Below are 20,575 nucleotides of genomic sequence, written 5' to 3' on the forward strand. Positions count from 1 at the left end.
CATAACACTTCCTTTCTGTTATGGCTCTCATTATATAGAAGCAAGGTTACTTCACGGTTATCCTGTCGTTTACTTTTCGGTTAACTTTAGTTTAATTTACCAATAGCTACGCTTGTACCTTGTTCATCTGATACGAAAACAGCTTTTAGCTTCATTTTATTCAACATGTAAGCTGAAGCGGATAGACCTATTCCTGCTCCTCGTTCATCAGATGACTGATCCATACCTGGCCCTCTGTCTGCTATGATAATCTGTTCTTTGTCTACATCAACAACAGCGCTTGCATACTTCCCCTTTGCTGCATGGCGATGAATGTTCTGAAATAAGTTATCGAGAATTCTCGTCATCCATGTAGGGTCTACTTCCCAATAAAACGTCTTCTCTGTCGGCAAATCAACATTGAGCTGAATGTCTTTTTGCTCAAATACCGGATACCACGCAGCAACGGATGCTCTAACTAAACGTCCAATATCTGTTGAAGTCGGCTGGAAAGGATGCTTACCCGATGTAAGCAATGTATAAGAGAACAAATCATCCATTAAATCACCGACTCTTGTAATCGTATGGTTCATCTCTGTTAACGATTCTAGTCCTTCTGAGCTAATAGCTTCTTTATTTAATCTGGTAACATGTGCTCTCAAAATGGTAAGAGGTGTTCGTAAGTCGTGAGATATATTCGCGATGAGTCGATGTCGTAACAATTCCTCTTCATGCTCTCGTTTGCTGCTTTCTTCAAGCTGCTGAATCATCCAGTTGAAAGAAGTTGCTAATTGGTCTATCTCATCCATACGATCCGTCTGTACAGAAATTGGTTTAGGAAATGTATGATGCTTCGCTGAATAAGACATGACTTCCTGCAAGCCGATAAGACGTTTACGAAGACGTAAGAAGAATAGCCAGGATAATACGACAAACGCGACAATAATAAAGCTAAACAATAGTAATATGATGTAAAACAAATTTAATTGATTATGATGTTCTTCATCAATACCTGAAAAACCAATAAACGCAAAAGAGAGAAGCAACACAAGCGGAGGTAAAAAGATAAATAGAGCATGTCCTCTTAGAAAACGATGAAATAATGATCTAGTCTGAATCATAATTTCACCCGATAGCCTATTCCCTTTAACGTTTCAATAATCTCTGGGGAATTTGGATAACGTTCCAGCTTTTGACGCAGTCGACGGATATGCACCATTAATGTTTTATCACCAGTGATGTAAGCTTCATTCCAAATCGCTTCATAGATTTGTTCCTTTGGTAAAACTTGATTTGGATGGCGTAAGAAATACATTAAAATTTGATGTTGCTTCCCTGTCAATATAATTTCTTCTCCTGTGCGCTTGTCATACACCATTTGAGCTTCCGGATCTACTTCAATATGATCTGCTAATACAATACGTTCTGGACGGGTCCCGCTACTTCGACGAATTAATACCTCTAATCTTGCAACGAGTTCATCGGTATGGAATGGCTTTGTTAAATAGTCATCAGCAAATTGTAAACCCTCTACCTTATCATCGATCGATGTTCGTGCAGATAATAGCAATATGGGTACCGCAGGAGCTGCCTTTTTTAATCGTTTTCCGACTGTAAATCCATCTAAACCGGGTAACATGATATCCAATATGACGATCTCATGCTGTTTAACTGCCTCATCGGCTCCTTCACCTGAAAGCAGCCACTGTACTGAAAACCCTCGCTGTTCCAATTCTTCCTTTACCCAGCTGCCTATTTTCTCGTTATCTTCAATATATAAAACGTTTCTCTTCAAGTAGCATCCCTCACTCTACATCGTATGTATATGGGCACAATCAAAGCGAACCACGAACCGCATTGAACCCTTTGCAATACCTATCGGCTATTGGTTGCTTCATCTTCAACCAATCCATCATTAATGCCACACTTTTCATATAATATCATAATTTGGGTCAACCTGAACGACAACATGAAAAGGAGCAGATGCCATAAGCATGATGCTCCTTAATCGGTCAGACTATTGTAATTGAGTTTTATAACACGTTATAAATCAGTGTTTAGCGCTTTTTGCGGTTTATTAGCAATAAAGCAGCACCAATAAGAAGCACGAACCCGATACTAACGAACAACATCAACACTCGTGAATGCTGATTGTCGATTTTTTCTTCGAGCTCAGTCTCCGTTACAGTTGACTTAATTTGCTCTGGACTCAAAGCACTACTGCCTTCCGCAGAAGCTGATGTAGGGACAGCTGTATCCTCTGAGGCTCGGTTATCTTTTTCACCGCTATCCCCTTTGCTTGTCGGCTCTACTGTGGGATCCTCAGGTAGCTTTGTAGGCTGACCTAGCTCGGTAAATATTGCTGAATCATCGATGATCGGTGTAGTAACGCCGCATAAGGATACGTGCAGCTCACCATCAAATTGTTGAGCAAACACCGCATAGCGCGTGCCGATATGGAATTCATAGCCGCAGGCTGCTGAGTTGTCAGCAGTAATAACGTGCGTTTCACGCTCTGCTTCTCCCTTCCATACCGCCGATACAGACAGCTCTATATCTAGGTTTCCTTGCTCAATCTCGGTTTTATTCATAACTGTTGCATCTAGCACATGACTGTTTTTCTCCAGCTCCTCAGTATAGCTGCCTGGAACGACACAGGAGCAGGCGTAAGCTTTTTCCGCACCGATCCAGCCTAACAGCGATAATAATACACAGCTAAGCAAAACCATCGTCGTTAACTTCTTCAGGTTGTACTTGGGTATAGGCATATAAAAACCCCTTTTACTCGTTAATATCCATTAAACGAGTAAAAGGGGTGAAAGGTTTCACGCTTGCGTGCCATTAGGGTACGTGACCCGTTTACTTTTCCTGCTTCATCACTTGCTTCTGCAGCTTGCTCGGCCAGAAAGCCCAGCGTCCGCATACTACTGTTATAGCTGGAACGAGGAACGGACGGACGATAAACGTATCAATCAATACGCCAATTCCTGTAATCACACCAAACTGAACTAAGATCGTAATCGGCATTTGGCATAGAACAAAAAATGTCCCTGCTAAAATTAAACCTGCGCTGCTAATGACAGCCCCCGTTTCACCGACTCCTTCTTTAATCGCTTGCTTCAGCGGCATATGCTTCGCTTTCTTCCATATCCCTGAGATCATAAAGATGTTGTAATCCTCACCAAGTGCGATTAAGAACACGAACGCATAGAGTGGGATCGCTGCTTGAATTGCGTCATAGCCTAGACCATAATGCAGAATGATCCAGCCTAAACCTAATGATGCAACAAACGATATCAATACGGTAACGACAAGATAAAGCGTTGCAATAATTGATCGTAAATATACGAGCAGCAGCACAATAATTAATCCAATAACGACAGGCATTACAACCGTGTTATCTCGAATCGTTAGCTGCTGGGTGTCGTATTGTCCAGCCGTTTGGCCTGCGATCCAGTAGCTGCCATCCCCTGCTAAGCCATCAAGCTCTTGATGAAGATCAGCGATATAATCCATCGCTTCTAGAGAGTATGGATCAATATCAAGCACAATATCAAAGCTTTCATAGCTTGCATCCACTTCACTTACTGATGGAGTCGTTATATGATTCACAAGCTGATTGTTCTCTATCGTTTCTCGGATGACTGCAGTATCAGTATCCTTTGTAATGACTGTAATTGGTGCCAGCTCACCTGGACTGAACGCCTCACCGATCATCTTAAAGCCTTCACGGGACTCCATGCTTTCTGGGAAAGAGGAAAGCAGATCGTATTTATAATGCGTTTGCGTCGCAAAAATCGAAAGGATTAGCAACACACTCATGCTTGTTACGATAACGGTCCAAGGCTTCTCCGTAACAAATTTACCAATTCTCTTCCATGTACGATGAGCTTCCTTCGCTGGTTTTACTGGCTTATTGCGCTTAGCTGCGCGCTCTTCTTCCATTTCCTTCGTACGTGGGATGAACGGATAGAAGGAGCTTCGGCCAAGAATAGACAGTATTGCTGGAATTAGCGTTAAGCTTGCTAGCCCCATAATGAAGATCGACAATGAAAATGGGATAGCGAAGCGATGACTTGAGCCGTATTGAGCGAGCAATAAGGCAAGCAACGCAATAACAACCGTGAAGCCACTCATCGCAATCGCACCGGAAGAGCCTTTAAATGCAGCAAGCATTGCACTTCTAGTGCTGCGCTCTAGCTGTAATTCATCACGATAGCGTGTAATTAAGAACAAGCAATAGTCAGTACCTGCACCAAACAAGAGCACCGTCATAATACTTATCGATTGTGAATCAACATCAATCCAGCCCTGACCTGCCATCCAGCCTAGTATCGGACTTGTTACAAGATAAGCAAACCCAACACCGATCAGTGGTATAATGGCAAGTAATGGTGAGCGGTAAATAAGCAATAGTAAAATGAGTACGAGCAGCACCGTTGCGATAAGCAACACGATATCTGCATCAAGGAATAAATCTGTCGCATCAACAGAGATGCCGACAGGTCCCGTAAAGCGAGCTGTCAGGCCATCGCCAAGCTCTGCAGTAAAAATATCTGAGCCTACGTAGCTGTTTAATTGCTCCTTAACGGTTAGCAAATTATCCTTTAATGTTTCCGTTGCCGTTTCCGCTGTAAACATAATCGGAACGATGATTGTACTTCCATCATCGGAAAGAATGCTTTGCAATGCTGGAGGCGGAATCAGCTGCAGCGGTATAACACCTTCCTGCGCTGGTAGAGGCTCATTCGTAAGCTGCTCCGTTAGCTGTATGAGATGCTGAATGTCTTCCTCCGTTAGTCCTCCGTTCCGCTGGACTGTTAATAAAGCTGGTACACCTGATGTATTCGGAAAATATTGCTGCAGTAATTGATCAGCAACAATTGATGGAGACGAATCAGGCAGATTTTGAACGTTATTTTGCACCTTGTCGTTAACACCTGGCAATGTTAAGGTTAATACGACAGCCAGAATAATCCATGCAAGCAGCGTCATCCATCTGCTGACCTTTCCAGTAAAGAAAGCAGCAATGTTTTGAAGCATGTAAACTCCTCCAATTCGATAATTAAATATTTATATATACCGTTCGGTATAATAATTATAAATTCAATGTGACAGAAAGATCAATCCTATAATTATGAAAATTTTATGAAAGGATATTGAATCATGAAGCAACCACAGAAACGAAGACCAGGAAGGCCTAGACTAGAGAACTCGGAAACGAAGATTAACATATTACGAACCGCCTCTATGCTCTTTATGGAGATTGGCTATGACAAAGTTTCATTAGAGCTCGTTGCGAAAAAGAGCAGCATTACGAAGGCAAGCGTATATTACTATTTCAGCAACAAATCTACTTTATTCACCGAATGCTTAACTTATGTAATGGGGATCGCCTTCAAAGCAACTGAAACGATATTGGGTTCTCCACTCCCTCTTAAGGAGCAACTTAAGCAAATCGCCTTAAAGCAAATGAGCAATGCGCATTTAGACTTTGAAACGATGATGCGAGATGCAGCCAAGGATTTAGATGAAGAGCAGACAGCACGCATCCGAGCTGCTGAAGGCAAGCTCGAGCAAGCACTCATCGGGGCCTTCAAGGAAGCGATTGCTCGTGGAGAGATTCGTTCAAGTCACCAGCCTATAGTATTGGCGCATTTGTTTACTGCAATACTAACGATGAAAAATCACTTAAATCTAAAGCCAATTCCACTTGAGGATATGGTCTCTCAAACGATAGATATATTCTGGGAGGGTGCGGCACTATAACCTGAATATCTGCAAAAAAGGCAACAGCGCTCGCTGTTGCCTTTTGTTTATACACATATGGTTAATACTGAGGGAGAATTATAAAAGGATAAAGAAAAAGACGATGGCAACTGCAAAACGGTAGTAGGCAAACCAGGATAGACGGAGCTTTTTCATCATATTTACGAACGTTACGACTGCAAGCATTCCGACAACGAACGACGCACAAAGTCCGATCAGAAAAAGTGGCAAATCCTCGCCGGTTAGCCCTGCTCGGTTATCGATTAGATCTAGCAGACTAGCTCCGCCCATAATCGGAACGGATACGATAAATGTAAATTCAGCAGCAGCCTTTTGACTTGTTCCAGCAAGTATTCCGCCCGATATCGTTGAGCCAGAACGTGAGAAGCCGGGCCATAGTGCTAAAATTTGAAAGCAGCCGATCATGAAGGCCTGTTTATATGTAATATCGTTAAGCTCCTCAGAGGTGACCGCTTTCTTGCTTCGTTCTGCAACAATCATTAATATTCCACCTAGCACAAGACCGATCAAAACAGTCTCAGGTCCAAACAAATATTGCTTAATGAAGGAATGAGCCAATACACCGATAACTCCTGCAGGCAGCATCGCGAGCAGCAAGTGAAGGATATTTATACCACTGCCTAGACGGAACGTCAGGATCTTCATGAAGGTTTTGAAGTATAGGACAAAGACAGCTAACACAGCGCCAAACTGAATAACAACCTCGAAGGTCTTCGCCCGCTCCCCTTCAAAGCCAAGTAAATGCGCTGTTAAAATTAAGTGTCCCGTTGATGACACAGGTAAAAACTCCGTTAAGCCTTCTACAATACCCATAATAATTGCAGATATTACATCAAACACGATCACACGCTCCTACTCTAATTTAGAATGAGAAAGAAACAAGCCGCACTTGTCCTTTCTCTATCCTATGCATGACCGAGCCCTGAAATTTCCTCATCTTGTGCATCAACAATAATTTCGACACTACGTATTCGATTTTCATCACGCTCACGAACGATAAAGGTTGCTGAATCATAATCCCATGCCACATCCTGCTTCAGATTCGGCTGCAGCTGATAAAGCAAGCCGCCAATGGTATGAATTTCGCCACCTTCTAATTCCAAGCCTGTCATCTCGTTTACATCGGAAATTAATGCGCGACCTTCAACGAGAAAGCGTCTTTCATCAATTCGGTCAATTTCCATTTTTTCATCTGTATCGAATTCATCTCGAATTTCTCCTACGATTTCTTCGATAATATCCTCGATCGTAATAAGGCCTGCTGTACCACCATATTCGTCCAGCAGTATTGCCATATGCGTCTGTTCACCTTGCATCCGCGTTAACAGCTTACGAATGGGTATCGTATCTGGGACAGACATCACTGGCTGCATCAGCACTCGAACATCCGGCTCTTCATCGTCGTGACTCATCACATGAAACAGAAAAGCCTTTGTATTCAATATCCCGATAATATTATCTTTGTCTCCGTGTGCGACTGGGAAGCGAGTATATCGCTCCTGCATAATGATATCGATCTTTTCTTGACGTGAGTTTTCAACAAATATACAGACCATATCTGTACGTGGAATCATAATGTCGCGAGCCAATCGCGTATCAAACTCAAATATTCGATTCATAAAGCCATATTCGCTGAAATTGATTTTTCCGCTCTCATATGAATCATTCAGTATTAGCTTAATTTCTTCTTCACTATGAGCTTCAGTTTCACCTACGTATTTATAGCCCATCATGCCTGCAAGTGCGTTGGCTGAACCGTTCAATAACCAAATAAACGGATAGGCAATTTTATGAAACCAAATAATGTAGGGAGAAAGCTTGAGTGCAACCTGCTCTGATTTAACAATCGCTACCGTTTTAGGAGCGAGCTCACCAAGTACAACATGCAGATACGTAACTAATAAAAACGCGATTAAAAAAGAAATGACATCAGTAACGTCCTTTCTCATCGGTACATAATTGAATAACGGATGCAGCAATTTTGCTATCGTTGGCTCTCCTAGCCAACCAAGACCGAGTGCTGTTATCGTTATGCCTAGCTGGCAGGCCGACAAGTACCCGTCCAAATTTGTTGTTACTTCGTTTAAGGCCTTCGCATTTTTAACCTCTTCATCCATTAGCTGGTGAACACGACTTGGTCTAACACGAATAATTGAGAATTCGGTAGCAACAAAAAATGCAGTAAGTACTAATAGCAAGACGAAAAGAATAAGGTTCACGTACATTTGAAGAGCCCCTCTCAAGTCCAATATACCGACTTAGCGTTACCTCTTCCCCTATGAAATATTCATTCGCTTGCTACTACTCATGAGTACTACCAAGGTGGCGTGTCATCCTCACGAGCGACATTAGACCCTTCCATAGCATAAGCAGAGTCTTCATAGCGCTGACTGTCTGCACCTGGCTCCAGCATTGCATCAGGCACTTGCTTTAGACTCTTCGTGCCGATTACAGGCAGTAGCTCCTCTAGCTCCGGCGGTGATAACAGCTCAATCGGTGACATTCCCTTTTCAAACTGAATCGCATCCCCTTCAATGACAGCGACGTACCGACCATTATGCTTAGCTAGATGAACAGACAAGCCAAAGTCAGACAAGAGCCCCTTTACCGTCACGCTGCCTAGCTTAAAGCTCATCTGCAGATCTTCCTTCTGCTGAATTAGATTGTAATTCGCCTCTTCAACTTGCTCTTGATTCCACCATTCCTGCAGCTCGCGCTTTTCGCTTGCTGCCCATACCTCAATCGCATTTTCCTGCTCTGCACGCTCAGTGCTCTCTGTGTCCTGCCATTTTGTTTCCATAAACTGATGAACCATCTCAACGACCTGCTCGCTCATCACCTCAGGAATTGGCTTTTCATAGCTCACATATTTGAGAAAGTCCTCAAAGTAACGAGCATGCGACGCTTGGTGAATTTTCAGCTCCCACCGTTCTAGCATTCCGTCCTGCTCCATATGCGGGTATTGAATGCTTTTGATGCTGCGAGCACTGATTGCCATCTCGACTTGTGAGATTAAGCTTTGCTCATCTGCGATACGCGCAATCTTCGGCTCAAAGTCACATTTCAATATAAAAAGGAAGGGTTCATCAAAAAATGTGTTTAACGTGGAAAGCGCTACGATAAATGCCCCGCCTCGCACCGCTGAAGTATCAACATAAATCCGAATCAGCTCGTCACTAAGGCTATGGAATCTCTCCTTCGTGTCTGCCTCTCGAATTCGTTGAAACAAATTATAGTTTGGGTTGCTATCAAGCTCATAGCCAGGCTCGACAAGAAACATCCCTACCTTTGTCGGCGGGTTAGGTGTATTCGGGTGACGCTCTGCCTTGCGCTTCACAATTTTAATAAATTCTTCATCTAGAAACTGCTGTAATGCGCTGTCCTCGTATTCATCACCGTCCATCGTCTGGAAATGCTTGAACGATTTGAAGCTACCTGCCCCCTTCTCCGTCTCCGATTGAATAACGAAAAAAGATAAAAAATGCATACGCAAATCCATTAAATTAACACTCCTGCGATTAAAATTACGATCAATATATGCACAGCAATAATGATAGGCAAGCCAATCTTAAATTTACGATGCTGTGTTTTATGGCGATGTGCTTGCATTCCTAGATATGCGCCAACTGCGCCCCCTAATATACTGAATAACATGAAATGCCGCTCTGGTATACGAGGCAGATTTTTTTTGGCAGCATCCTTGTCTTTTCCCATCATCCAATATAAATATATGTTCAAGAAAAGAATATACCCAAGTAGCCACATTAACGTATTGTCCATCCTATATCCCCCTTTTCAATTACTGAACACAATACATTTATTTTACTATAAGCATAGAGCAATTAGTAGACTAGCCTGCAAAAGAAAAGAGAGTCGCTTCTCGTAAAGTGGTACCTATGTCAAGGACACAGTAAAAAAAAGAGATTACGCAACTAAGAGATGGTTTCTGTATTGTACAGGAGCCATCCTTTTTAAATTCCATTGGTAACGATAATTGTTGTAATAGACGATGTAATGATCGATTTTCGCTTTAAGTTCATCCAGAGTTTGGACAGATTCAAAGTTCACTTCATCTTTAAAATGACCGAAAAATGATTCCTGAGGCGCATTGTCCCAACAGTTTCCTCGGCGTGACATCGATTGATCTAAATTGTGTTTCTTTAGTAGTTTTTGATATTTCGGGCTTGTATAATGAAATCCTTGATCTGAATGAATAAAAGCCTTTGGGTGGAGTTTGACTTTCTTATTGCGTACTAACCTTTCAATCGTTTTTGTTGCAATGTCTAATGTGATTCGGTCCGAGACATGATAAGCTAATATTTCGTTGGTAGAGCCATCTTTTATGGTCGACAAATAAGCCATACACTTTCCGTTATACGGCAAATAGGTGATATCCGTTAAAAGTACTTTCCCAGGGACACCTTGTTTAAACTCTCGGTTTAATTTATTTGACACAACACGATGTTCTTTCGTTGCTCTTGCTATTTGTTTATAAGGATTTGGTCTGCGGTGAGGACAGACAATCCCGTACTTCTGCATGATGCGTTGGATCTTTTTACGGCTCATAACACACTTGTAATCCTGTTCAAGCGTCATCTTGATTGAACGTGAGCCCTTTTTATAACCACGCCGATTAAAGGCTCTTAAAATCAAATCTCGTGCTTCTAAATCCTTCTGTTCCTTAATTACTCGCGTATCTCGCGCTTTTAAGAAGCTGTAATAGCCTGAACGAGAAACATTTAATAGTTCGCAAAAATAGGTTACCATGCGTTCAAATGGAAACGTAGTGAGTGTGTCTGAAAGTAATTGAAAAATCTTATTTGTGCTTATTTTTTGGCCTTCGTTTAGTAGCCTCCTTTCTGTCGCTTCGAGCTTTTTTAGCAGCTCTATCTGCCCTTCCAATAGCTGAATACGTGCAGCCTGTCTTTCCATTATTTCAGCCATTGTTAATTCACGCTTTAATGGTCTACCTGATCCAGACTTTCGTGTATCCGTTAACCCGATTAAACCATTCTTTTCATACGCTTTTCGCCAACGTGATGAAGATTGTTCAATTCGTTTGATACCAATCATTTTTTCATCAAATCCGTATTCCTTGAAGATTTGTCTTGGTGTTTTCCCGGTTAAGTATTCATCGATAAACTTACTTTTGAATGCATCTGTATACGTAATGGTACGTTCACTAACTTGTTGTACATTTGGATTCTTTTGAAGTAGCTGTACATCTTTGGGTGAAAATAATAGTTTACTCATAGTAGCCTCTAGTCCTCGTCCTCTAATCTTAATTTCTAGTATATAAAAAAACCTGTAGTTCGCACACTCTTTTTCAAGTGTCTTAACTACAGGTACCATTCTATCGTGCGACTCTCTTTTCTTTTGCAGCATTATAGCTTGTTCACTCTTGAATCGAGTGGGTATAGGATAAGGTTGAGCGGAAATGATGAACCAGCCGGTGGACTGAACTCTATCGTAACCTGCTCGTCTCCAGCTTTCGTTTTGGCAATCGTTACTAGCCCATCGAAGGGAGTTAATGCACCAGATGCAGGGACACGCACAAATTGACCATTGACCTTGAATGCACCCTTGAACCGTCCGCCGCGTGCCATCACCATAATGGCCATATCGCCCGGCTCTTTAATCGTCATATGATAGACGACTCCATAATTTCCGTTTAAAGCTGTTGCTTCTCCGCGCTGCGGATCATACCCCTGTAGGAAAGGATCACTTTGTCCATCACCAATCACTACACGCTGGATTTTAGGTTTCTTAGCCTTACTAGTTTTACTAGGCTCTATCGTCCATGTAATATCTGATTGATGGAAGCTGCCGCGAACATGACGCTCGTACGCAAGCTTCGGTAAAGACAGTGAGGAGCGATCAATATTGCTTGCGGCTACGAAGGAAATAAGCAGCTCTCCTGTCGACACTACATCATACATCGTATTTATACCGTACCCATCTTGAAACGTAGGAAACTGGCGATAAACGATCGTTTCTCCCGGTGCGATCGTAAACGACTCCTGTGACTCGTTATACATTAGAAAGTCGATGACCGATTCACTACCGAGCAGCATCGCATATTTTGAAGGATATACTTCCCCTTGGTTCGTTGTGTTCAGTGAAATAGCTTTCGTAGTATTATTCGTTGCTAGGATGGCAAACTCCATCGCTTGACCTGAAGCGTTGACGTGATTGGCATACAATCTTGCTTTGCCATTGATGCTGTCCTCGTATAAAATACCTGGCTGCTTAATGTTCTCAGGACTGTCGCTTACAAGCAGCTTGCGGTCACTCGAGTAATGAACAGTTTTCTTTGCCTCGGGAATCGTTAATGCCGCTGCATTGAACAAGCTGTCGGTAGCTTTAACATAGCTCCCAGGCTTGCTCGTATATACGCTATACTCAAACTCATCAAACAGCACGCGATCGGTAACCGTGATCGTTCTTGTATACGGTTCACTACGATGACCATTACGATCCATCGCAACAAGGGTTACCTCATGCTCACCTGCTGTGAAAAATGCATCTTGCTTGCCTGTCCAAGACAGCGACACGCTCTCCGAGTCCGGATCATAGCTTAGATTCGTGTACGTAATGGTTTCACCGATTGCATAGGATGACTTATCTACTGCAAACTTGGCGATTGGCGGCGAGCCTAGTCTTTCATCTACATTCTCTATAGCCTGTGGTACATAGGTTACCAGCACCTTCCGCTGTTCCGCTGAATAAGTATAGTTGGCTCCCATATAGTCGCATAGCCATGAAAGCTGCACCATAATTCGACCGTTGATGATGCGCGCAATATGCTGGTTCGGCCTAGATTCGCCATTCACTATAATCGTGTCATGAGCCGTATCGAAAATAATATGGTCACGCTCTGATATTAAAGTAACCTGCTTGGTTTCATTGCTATAAGTAACCTTTAACCCGAATGAATCTGCTAAAAATTTGGCTGGTACATACGATCTCCCTTGAATGACGGTAGCAGGAGAATCTAGCTTTACAAGCTCTCCATTGCGGTAGGCATCTTGCTCGTCTAAGTATAGGATGAGCTGCGTTGTCTTCGTTGCTGCAGCATGTGCAGCTCCTGGTGCAAGTATGATCAGGATAATCGCTGCGACGCAGCTCATAAGAGCTGCTTGTGCAAGTATTGCTTTTTTCATTATATTCTCCTTGATGCTTAATCTTGTTGCTGGGTAGCTACGGCTGTGTAGATCGATTGATAGACTAGCCTTGCCAGCTGACAGCCTAACGTTGTCGCTGTGCCCGCATATTGATGCTCATGGCGGTATGTGGTTGCCTGACTTGCTGCTAAAAACATAGCGTCAGTTGTTGTACCCGTTGCGATGCGGTTCGTCTCTTTATCGATGATTTGAAGATCAGCTAGCGCAGAACACTTCGTTTCGGTGGCCGTCATCATAGCATTGACCATTGCAGCCTGACTCATTCTTCCATCAATCCAAATGAATACATTAATGGTCCCCGCATGATAGCCAGCATAGGTAACACGGTTCATGCCTGCTCTTGCGGCGTTGGAGGTGCCAGCTGTCGCCATAACTAGTAGTGCAAAATCATCATCAGTCCATTCGCAGAATGCTGCATGTGTTAGCTTCGCAGCTGTCATGAAGCCGGCAGTATGCTGCTCGCTAAGCTTCCCTTGCTGCAGCCATTGTACATAATCAAAGGCAGGAGTGTCGCTCGCATAATCCAACGGTACTCGCACATTAACTGCAGCGCTTGCGCTGCTGAAGCCTCCACCATACACTGCATTGCTGACTACATCCCAATGCTGATCACTTGTCATTAGAATGGTAGGCTCCTCATAATATACATCCACATGCTCGATGCTGCTTGCACGAAAATGTGCCACACCGCTTCGGAACGGCTGAACAGCTTGTACGAGATCCTTATCATGACTTTGTGACATTTCACTCATCCTTCCGATAATCCTTCAACACATCGGCAAGCGCACGCAGCATCATGTGATTACTCTCGCGTGATTTAATAGCTAGTCTAATATAGCGATCTGAAAGGCCACGAAATGTTGCAGCATCACGAATTAGAATGCCACGCGCGCCCATTAATTGCTGCAGCTGCTTACTATTAATAGCGTAATGCTCACCTATACCGACTAGCATGTAGTTGGTAACTGTCGCATACGGCTTTAAGTGTAGCTGTTCAATGGCGTCTTTCATCCACGGGATTTCCTCCGCTAGCCAAGCTTTCGTCTGATCAGCAAATTCTGACTCAGAGAAGGCGATGCAGCCTAGCCTTTGAGCTAATGAATTTACACTCCATGGAACTTGAAGCTGCTTTAGTGCACGAATGGTTCGCTCATCACCCGCCATATAACCAAGCCGAATACCGGGGATTGAATAGAACTTCGTCATCGAGCGAATGACAAACAGACGATCATACCTTTCTAGCCACTGCATCATCGTAATTTGCTCTTCCTCAAGATGAAAGTCAATAAAGGCTTCATCGATGACAACCGTCGCACCTTCATCAAGCAAATAAAGAATGTGTTCCATAGGAATAAGTGTTCCCGTTGGATTGTTCGGATAACCTAGCATGTATAGATCAGGACGCTTAGAAGCATGAACTTGCTGTAACTGCTCTAGTGTAGGTATGAAGCCAAGCTGTTCACTTGTCTCGATATAGATGGGTTCACAGCCAGCCTTTACAATCGCTTGTTCATATTCCACGAAAGAAGGAATCAGCAGTGCAGCCTTCGCAGGCTGAAGCTGTCGAACGATAAGATCAATCAGCTCTGCAGCACCGTTTCCTACAACAATGCTCTCCTGCTTAAGCTTATGCTTATCAGCAATTGCTGCAACGAGCTCGCGCTGCACAGGATCTGGATAATGAACGATATGCTGCCAGTAATCCTCAATCGATTTCTTAAAGGACTTAGGGGGGCCAAGTGGATTCATATTGGAGCTATAGTCAAGCAGCTCATCTACATTCTTCCCAAAAAGCTCCGAAGCAGATCTTAAATCTCCGCCATGACCGTATTTTTCAAGCATAGATATACCTCCTAGTAAATAAAAAAGTGCAGGATCAGCTTACCTGCACATTCGAAAATTTGTATAGCATCGTAATACGTTACAGTATCCTAACTTGATTTAATTGTCACAGAATACTGTAGATAAATATAACGACAAGAATGACATTCAGTGCTTCAACAATCTCATTCATTGCCCCGTACGTGTCGCCTGTTAAGCCACCAAGCTTCCGCTTTAGCCATTTGGCAATCAGCCAGCCAACTATCGCACTACATATTGGGATAAGCAGTGACAGCCATACATAATACAGATTACCACTAATCACGACAACATAGACCATTAATGCCATTAAATATATAAACAACGAGATCGCTGTCGCCACACTGACATATTGAAGTTTAATGCCGTTAAATAGTTGACCGAGTCCTCCTTCACGGGCTGGCTTCCAGCTTGAGATGCTAATGACCATCCACCAGCGGCTCCACATACTAGCAGCGCCTATCGCAAGCAGCAGCCATGCAATCCCTAGCTGCTGCTCTGCATGCTGCTCGAACAAATAATATAGCCCTGCAAACTTTATCAGTAATATGAAGCAAGCAGCAAGAACACCGTATGAGCCAACTCGGCTGTCCTTCATAATATCCAAAATTTGTTCGCGGCCTCTCCCGCTTAGCACGCCGTCTGCCGTATCCATTAATCCATCAAGATGTAGCCCTCCAGTAAGAAAAACCCATAGCAATAAGGTTAGCACTGCCGCAATCATCGGCGGTGCCGCAAAAGCTAGCAAGGCAGCTACTCCACTTATTATTACGCCGAGCACAACGCCTACAACTGGAAAAAAGATCACACTGCGTTGGAGTGTTTTTTTGTCGAAGGGAACTTCCACAGGTATAGGTATTCGGGTTAGAAATTGAAATGCTGCAATACAAGCATACACATATTCCTTCACTTGATCGCGTTCCATATGAGCCACGCTATCATCACCCCTGCCCACACTAGAATAGAAACACTATATAATATCACTACGGACTTCTTAATATGTGCTGCACGCAAAGCTTCGGTTCCCCAGCCCATAATTGCACGCTCCTGCCAAACACCGAAATATCGATTGCGGCCGCCCAGCTGTATACCGAGCGCACCTGCAACTGCTGATTCAGGAATCCCGCTATTCGGGCTTGGATGTCGACGAGCGAATGCAAGCATCGACTTAACAGAGCCTCTTGCGTTGCAGCCAGGTATAATGCAGCAAACGATTGCTATACATATGCCTGTCAAACGTGCTGGTATATAATTAAGTATATCATCTATAATTGCAGAGCACTTTCCAAAATACTCATATTTTTCATTACGATAGCCAACCATAGAGTCGAGTGTATTCGCCGCACGATAGCACATCGCTAGCGGCGCCGCGCCAACCAATGCCCAAAAAATCGGAGAAATAAAAGCGTCTACGATATTTTCTGAGACAGTTTCCACAGCTGCTCTTGTAATCTCTGGCTCTTCCATAACCTCTTGATCTCTGCTGACGATATAGCCAATATATTTTCTTGCATCCGCTAGATTCCCCTCAACTAAAGGATGATAGACAAGCATAGCAGCATCCTTTAAGCCTTTAACTGCAATGGTAGTGGATATAAACCAAGTATTCACTACATAGCCAAGCCAAGGATGAATCCACCAGCTGACGAAGCTCAAAAGCATTATTAAACCAGTACTAACGAGCAAGGTACTCGCCGCAAGCAAGCTGCCTCGATATATTAGCGTTCGATTCGATTGATTGACGCTCTTCTCCTCTTTATAAAGCAAGCGTTCCACTCTCTTAATCCATCGTCCAATTAGGATCACTGGATGTGTAAGCCACTTTGGGTCACCAACGAGCCAATCAATAATGATCGCAGCAGCAATCATGAGACATATTTCCTCTAAGCTATAAAATATCATAGCTCATCCCACTGAAACGCGAAGCGCTTCAAATCAATAGGGATGCCTGCTGTAACAAGAAACGCTTGCTCACAATGACGGGCTACCGCTTGATTCAGTCGTCCTGCGGCATCACGATATTGGCGGCTTAGCGCATCCATCGGCACGATGCCGTCCCCTACCTCATTACTTACGATAATAAGTGGATATCGATATTCGCTAACCTCTCCCGCCAGTCTTTCAATCTCATGCTGCAGCATTGTCTCGCGATTAGCTTTTGCTTCAAGCGCAAAAAACCAATTGCTAAGCCATAGCGTCAAGCAATCAACAAGCACAACGCGCCTACTCATCTCATCGCTCGTTCTTGACCCCAGCTCGCGCAGCTTATCCGATAGCTGAAGCGGAACTTCGACTGTATCCCAATCGAAGCCACTACTGATTCGATCCGCTTGATGCTTTCGTATGCGCTCAGCCATCTCATCGTCTAGCGCTTCAGAGGTTGCAATATAGATACCACTGTCATGCTTTTTTGACGCTAGCTGCTCGGCAAAATGACTTTTGCCGCTGCGTGCGCCTCCAGTTACAAATATCGCCACCGTACTCGTCCCTTCCTGCCCATCATACTTTATGCTGTTACATTGATCATCAATACTTCTCAATACTTTTCAATTACTTCTCATTACTTTTCAAAAAATCCTGCAATAGCCCGCAACAGTTTAGTACATATGGATTGATTCCTAAAATTGTTTATGTCATTAAATATAATACATCTATCGTATTGACCAGCGACAATTAACGACATTAACTATCAATATTATCCACCGTTAATCATCTATAAATGACAATAAATTTCCAATTAAGACCCTTCACATTATTGGTCGTTGCGACCATCAATGCCAGCGCTGGAGAATGTAGCCATTTCTTGCATAAGCTTAAGTGCCGCATCAATAAAATGAAAGCTCAAAACAGCTCCCGTTCCCTCTCCGACACGAAGATCAAGCTGAATGCAAGGTGTTAAGCCAAGCGAGGATAACGCATGACGATGTCCTTGCTCCTGTGATTGATGAGAAGCAAGCATATACGCTGTACTATTTTCCACAATTGCTGCAGCGATAAGTGCTGCTGCTGTTGAAATATACCCATCAAGCACAACCGGACAACGCAGCTTTGCCGCACCAAGTATTACACCAACTAAGCCTGCAATCTCAATGCCGCCAATCTTGCTAAGTACATCAAGCGGATCGTTGCGCTTTGGCTCGTTTACTTGAATGGCCTGCTCGATTACTTTGATTTTATGAGCCAGCATGTGGTCAGATATGCCTGTCCCTCTACCTGCGGCTTGCTCTGCGGAAAGTCCTGTCATAACAGCAACAATCGCTGCACTTGGCGTCGTATTGCCGATGCCCATTTCTCCCGTAGCAAACATTCGCGAGCCTTTATTATACAGCTCCTCAACGAGCTCGATGCCAACTGCAATGCCTTGTATGGCCTCTGCTCTCGTCATCGCCGCACCCTTCGCCATATTGTGCGTGCCATACATTACTTTTCGAGACACAAGTTGTTCATGCTTCAGCTCTGCTGCTACTCCGATATCGACACAAACAACGTCTGCACCCGCTCCTCTAGCCAGTACATTGACTGCTGCGCCACCCTGCAAAAAATTATGTACCATTTGTGGTGTAACTGATTGGGGGAATGCACTTATTCCTTCGTCACATACGCCATGATCTCCTGCCATAATAATGACGGTGCGCTTAGATAGATCTGGCCACAGCTCCCCTGTCATAGCAGCGAGCTGTGCCGCGGTATACTCCAGCTTGCCTAAGCTGCCTGGGGGCTTTGTCAGCTGATCGCTATGCTGCTGTGCAGCCTTAAAAGCGTCCTTGTTGGGCGGTTTAATCGTTGATACGTATTGCAATAATTGTTGTTCGGTCCATGTCGTGTTCATTACATTCTCTCCTATATATTTCATGTTGAGTTGATCATAACTTTAATAAGTATAGCTGGTTCTATATTCTAGGTATTCTGCTTATGGTCACCTGCAAAGTACCTGTTAGTATTATCCTTATTCGGCTGTAGCAGCAGCTGAGGTACAGCTTGCTCTGGATGCGTAATAATTAACGTATTGGCATCATATAGCTCTGCTACATTAGGACTAGTTAATACCTCCACAGCTGATCCAGCAGCCAGTAAACGGCCGTTGCTTAGTGCAAGCAATTCGTCACAATATAGTGCCGCAGCATTCAGATCATGCAGCACCGCAATAACGAGCAGCTGCTGGTTCTGCTGCCATTGCTGCACGAATTCCATAATCATTTGCTGATAGCCAATATCCAAATACGTCGTTGGCTCATCGAGCAATAGAATGTCTGGCTGCTGTACAAAAACCTTCGCCAAAGCGACACGCTGTCTCTCTCCGCCACTTAGCTGCTCCAGTGATCGATCAGCCAGTTTAGTTAACCCAGTTAAATATAATGCTTCCTCGACGATTCCCTTCCGATTATCCAAGTCACCGCCTAGCCAGCCTTGATATGGGAATCTCCCCATCTCTACGACCTCTCGTACTGTGAAGCCAAGTGCGGGAAGGCCTCCCTGCTGCAGCACGGCTATACGTCTAGCAAGCTGTTTGCGTGGTATTTGTCTTAGCGGTACATCATCCAATAGCACGTTTCCGCTCAATGGAGCTCGTACACCTGCAAGCAGCTGCAAAAGCGTTGATTTGCCCGCTCCATTCGGACCAATAATTCCATAGAAATTCGAGCTGCTGAAGCGGTAGCTAAACTTATCAAGCACGCTACGGTCACCATAGTGATACGAGAGCTGTTCTACCTTTATCATAGTGATTGAACACCGCCCTCCTTTTTATTACGCTTTACGAGTAAATAGGTAAAGATCGGAGCACCAATTAATGCCGTTACAACACCAAGCGGCAAATCCTTCGGACTTAGAACAAGTCTTGCAACGGTGTCAGCCATGATCATATAGATCGCACCGCCAATCGCCGACAATGGGACAAGCAGTCGGTAGTCTGGTCCTACCATTAATCGCAGCAAATGAGGAACGACGAGGCCAACGAAGCCAATAACCCCTGAAACGGATACAGCAGCAGCCGTTAACAGCGTACAGATCATCAGCATCACAAATTTGCTTCGTTCAACCTGCACTCCGAGATACGCTGCTTCTCGTTCTCCAAGCGCTAACAAATTCAATATCCGACTGTACATCATCATAATCGGCAGCGATACAACGACGAATGGAATAAGCAAATAGACATGCTCCCAGCTCTTCATCGCTATCGATCCCATAATCCAGAACAGAATTTCGTTGACGACACCATCAGACAAAGACACCATTAACGAAACGAATGAACCTAAGAAGGATTGTATAATGACACCAGCAAGCACTAATGTCTGTATCTGCATTGAGCCCTTATGACGTGCGAGCATAATGACGCCAATAATCGTTATCATGCCAGTAACAAAGGCTACAAGCGGAATCGTCCATAAGCCAAGAAGCATCTGATAGCCCATTAATATAATAAATGCTGCACCAACCGAGCTACCCGATGCAACACCAAGTGTGTAGGGGTCAGCGAGCGGATTGCGAAGCACACCTTGAAAGCCAACTCCAGCTAGTGCAAGTGATGCGCCGACTAGAGCACCTAAAAGCACGCGAGATAATCGTATTTGTGTAACAATAGCAATCTCTCCAGCACTGTATATCGTGCTTACTTCATCATTAAACGGCAAGCTCAGCCATAGAATATGCCATACATCAACCATCGACATGCCAGATGAGCCTAAGGAAAGCGCGACGAAGATTGTTACGAAAAGAAGGAGCATTGCTGCTCCTCCGTATATCATCAATTTTCTTTTCATAGT

At 43.8% G+C, this 20,575-nt stretch carries 19 protein-coding genes; 1 reads left to right on the plus strand and 18 read right to left on the minus strand.

All coding sequences use genetic code 11. The annotated features are described in order from the left end of the window. Window positions 1-86: 86 nt before the first annotated feature. From NSQ99_RS11115 to NSQ99_RS11130, 4 genes are all read right to left on the minus strand, one after another. Entirely contained in the window at window positions 87-1,100 is a 1,014-nt protein-coding gene (locus NSQ99_RS11115; protein ID WP_340836613.1) for a HAMP domain-containing sensor histidine kinase, read from the minus strand. After that, window positions 1,097-1,774, minus strand: a complete 678-nt coding sequence (locus tag NSQ99_RS11120; RefSeq protein WP_340836614.1) for a response regulator transcription factor — start codon at window positions 1,772-1,774, stop codon at window positions 1,097-1,099. Before NSQ99_RS11120 ends, NSQ99_RS11115 begins: the two co-directional genes overlap by 4 nt. 262 nt (window positions 1,775-2,036) lie before the next feature. Continuing rightward, complete coding sequence (locus NSQ99_RS11125; RefSeq protein WP_340836615.1) at window positions 2,037-2,747, minus strand: hypothetical protein; 711 nt, start codon at window positions 2,745-2,747, stop codon at window positions 2,037-2,039. A 91-nt stretch (window positions 2,748-2,838) separates the two neighbouring features. Then, window positions 2,839-5,022: an MMPL family transporter gene (locus NSQ99_RS11130; RefSeq protein WP_340836617.1), complete on the minus strand. Its 2,184-nt coding sequence runs from the start codon at window positions 5,020-5,022 to the stop codon at window positions 2,839-2,841. A 123-nt stretch (window positions 5,023-5,145) separates the two neighbouring features. Here NSQ99_RS11130 and NSQ99_RS11135 point away from each other — a divergent pair, with 123 nt between their 5' ends. Continuing rightward, complete coding sequence (locus NSQ99_RS11135; RefSeq protein WP_251665371.1) at window positions 5,146-5,748, plus strand: TetR/AcrR family transcriptional regulator; 603 nt, start codon at window positions 5,146-5,148, stop codon at window positions 5,746-5,748. Window positions 5,749-5,826: 78 nt separating this feature from the next. On the opposite strand, the gene NSQ99_RS11140 is transcribed toward NSQ99_RS11135, so the two are convergent. From NSQ99_RS11140 to NSQ99_RS11205, 14 genes are all read right to left on the minus strand, one after another. Next, window positions 5,827-6,609 carry an undecaprenyl-diphosphate phosphatase gene (locus NSQ99_RS11140; protein WP_340836620.1) on the minus strand — a complete coding sequence of 261 codons (783 nt, stop codon included), beginning with the start codon at window positions 6,607-6,609 and terminating at the stop codon, window positions 5,827-5,829. Window positions 6,610-6,674: 65 nt separating this feature from the next. Then, window positions 6,675-7,994: a hemolysin family protein gene (locus NSQ99_RS11145; protein WP_340836622.1), complete on the minus strand. Its 1,320-nt coding sequence runs from the start codon at window positions 7,992-7,994 to the stop codon at window positions 6,675-6,677. 89 nt (window positions 7,995-8,083) lie between these two features. Then, on the minus strand, window positions 8,084-9,268 hold the full coding sequence (locus tag NSQ99_RS11150; RefSeq protein ID WP_340836623.1) for a DUF3900 domain-containing protein: 1,185 nt from the start codon (window positions 9,266-9,268) through the stop codon (window positions 8,084-8,086). Beyond that, entirely contained in the window at window positions 9,268-9,549 is a 282-nt protein-coding gene (locus NSQ99_RS11155) for a DUF1294 domain-containing protein (RefSeq protein ID WP_251665375.1), read from the minus strand. The genes NSQ99_RS11150 and NSQ99_RS11155 overlap by 1 nt, the downstream gene beginning before the upstream one ends. Window positions 9,550-9,693: 144 nt before the next feature. Then, the gene (locus NSQ99_RS11160) at window positions 9,694-11,022 is read right to left on the minus strand and encodes an IS3 family transposase (protein WP_340834771.1); all 1,329 of its coding nucleotides are present in this window, start codon (window positions 11,020-11,022) and stop codon (window positions 9,694-9,696) included. Between the two features lie 131 nt (window positions 11,023-11,153). Beyond that, window positions 11,154-12,932 (minus strand): stalk domain-containing protein, encoded by a 1,779-nt coding sequence (locus NSQ99_RS11165; RefSeq protein WP_340836625.1) that lies wholly within the window; start codon window positions 12,930-12,932, stop codon window positions 11,154-11,156. 17 nt (window positions 12,933-12,949) lie between these two features. Continuing rightward, window positions 12,950-13,696, minus strand: a complete 747-nt coding sequence (locus tag NSQ99_RS11170) for an adenosylcobinamide amidohydrolase (protein ID WP_340836627.1) — start codon at window positions 13,694-13,696, stop codon at window positions 12,950-12,952. 1 nt (window position 13,697) lies between these two features. Further along, on the minus strand, window positions 13,698-14,795 hold the full coding sequence (gene cobD, locus NSQ99_RS11175) for a threonine-phosphate decarboxylase CobD (protein ID WP_340836628.1): 1,098 nt from the start codon (window positions 14,793-14,795) through the stop codon (window positions 13,698-13,700). A 106-nt stretch (window positions 14,796-14,901) separates the two neighbouring features. Then, window positions 14,902-15,738 (minus strand): adenosylcobinamide-GDP ribazoletransferase, encoded by an 837-nt coding sequence (cobS, locus tag NSQ99_RS11180; RefSeq protein WP_340838778.1) that lies wholly within the window; start codon window positions 15,736-15,738, stop codon window positions 14,902-14,904. After that, window positions 15,720-16,715 (minus strand): adenosylcobinamide-phosphate synthase CbiB, encoded by a 996-nt coding sequence (gene cbiB / locus NSQ99_RS11185; RefSeq protein WP_340836629.1) that lies wholly within the window; start codon window positions 16,713-16,715, stop codon window positions 15,720-15,722. Before cbiB ends, cobS begins: the two co-directional genes overlap by 19 nt. Next, the gene (gene cobU / locus NSQ99_RS11190) at window positions 16,712-17,353 is read right to left on the minus strand and encodes a bifunctional adenosylcobinamide kinase/adenosylcobinamide-phosphate guanylyltransferase (protein WP_340836631.1); all 642 of its coding nucleotides are present in this window, start codon (window positions 17,351-17,353) and stop codon (window positions 16,712-16,714) included. Before cobU ends, cbiB begins: the two co-directional genes overlap by 4 nt. A 212-nt stretch (window positions 17,354-17,565) precedes the next feature. Then, a complete protein-coding gene (cobT, locus tag NSQ99_RS11195) occupies window positions 17,566-18,642 on the minus strand; it encodes a nicotinate-nucleotide--dimethylbenzimidazole phosphoribosyltransferase (protein WP_340836632.1) in 1,077 nt (358 codons plus the stop codon). 68 nt (window positions 18,643-18,710) lie between these two features. Next, on the minus strand, window positions 18,711-19,532 hold the full coding sequence (locus tag NSQ99_RS11200) for an ABC transporter ATP-binding protein (protein ID WP_340836634.1): 822 nt from the start codon (window positions 19,530-19,532) through the stop codon (window positions 18,711-18,713). Continuing rightward, window positions 19,529-20,572 carry a FecCD family ABC transporter permease gene (locus tag NSQ99_RS11205; RefSeq protein WP_340836635.1) on the minus strand — a complete coding sequence of 348 codons (1,044 nt, stop codon included), beginning with the start codon at window positions 20,570-20,572 and terminating at the stop codon, window positions 19,529-19,531. The genes NSQ99_RS11200 and NSQ99_RS11205 overlap by 4 nt, the downstream gene beginning before the upstream one ends. Between the last annotated feature and the right edge of the window lie 3 nt (window positions 20,573-20,575).

Origin of the sequence: Paenibacillus sp. FSL W7-1287 (assembly GCF_038004245.1) — a bacterium.
Taxonomy (GTDB): domain Bacteria; phylum Bacillota; class Bacilli; order Paenibacillales; family Paenibacillaceae; genus Pristimantibacillus; species Pristimantibacillus camelliae.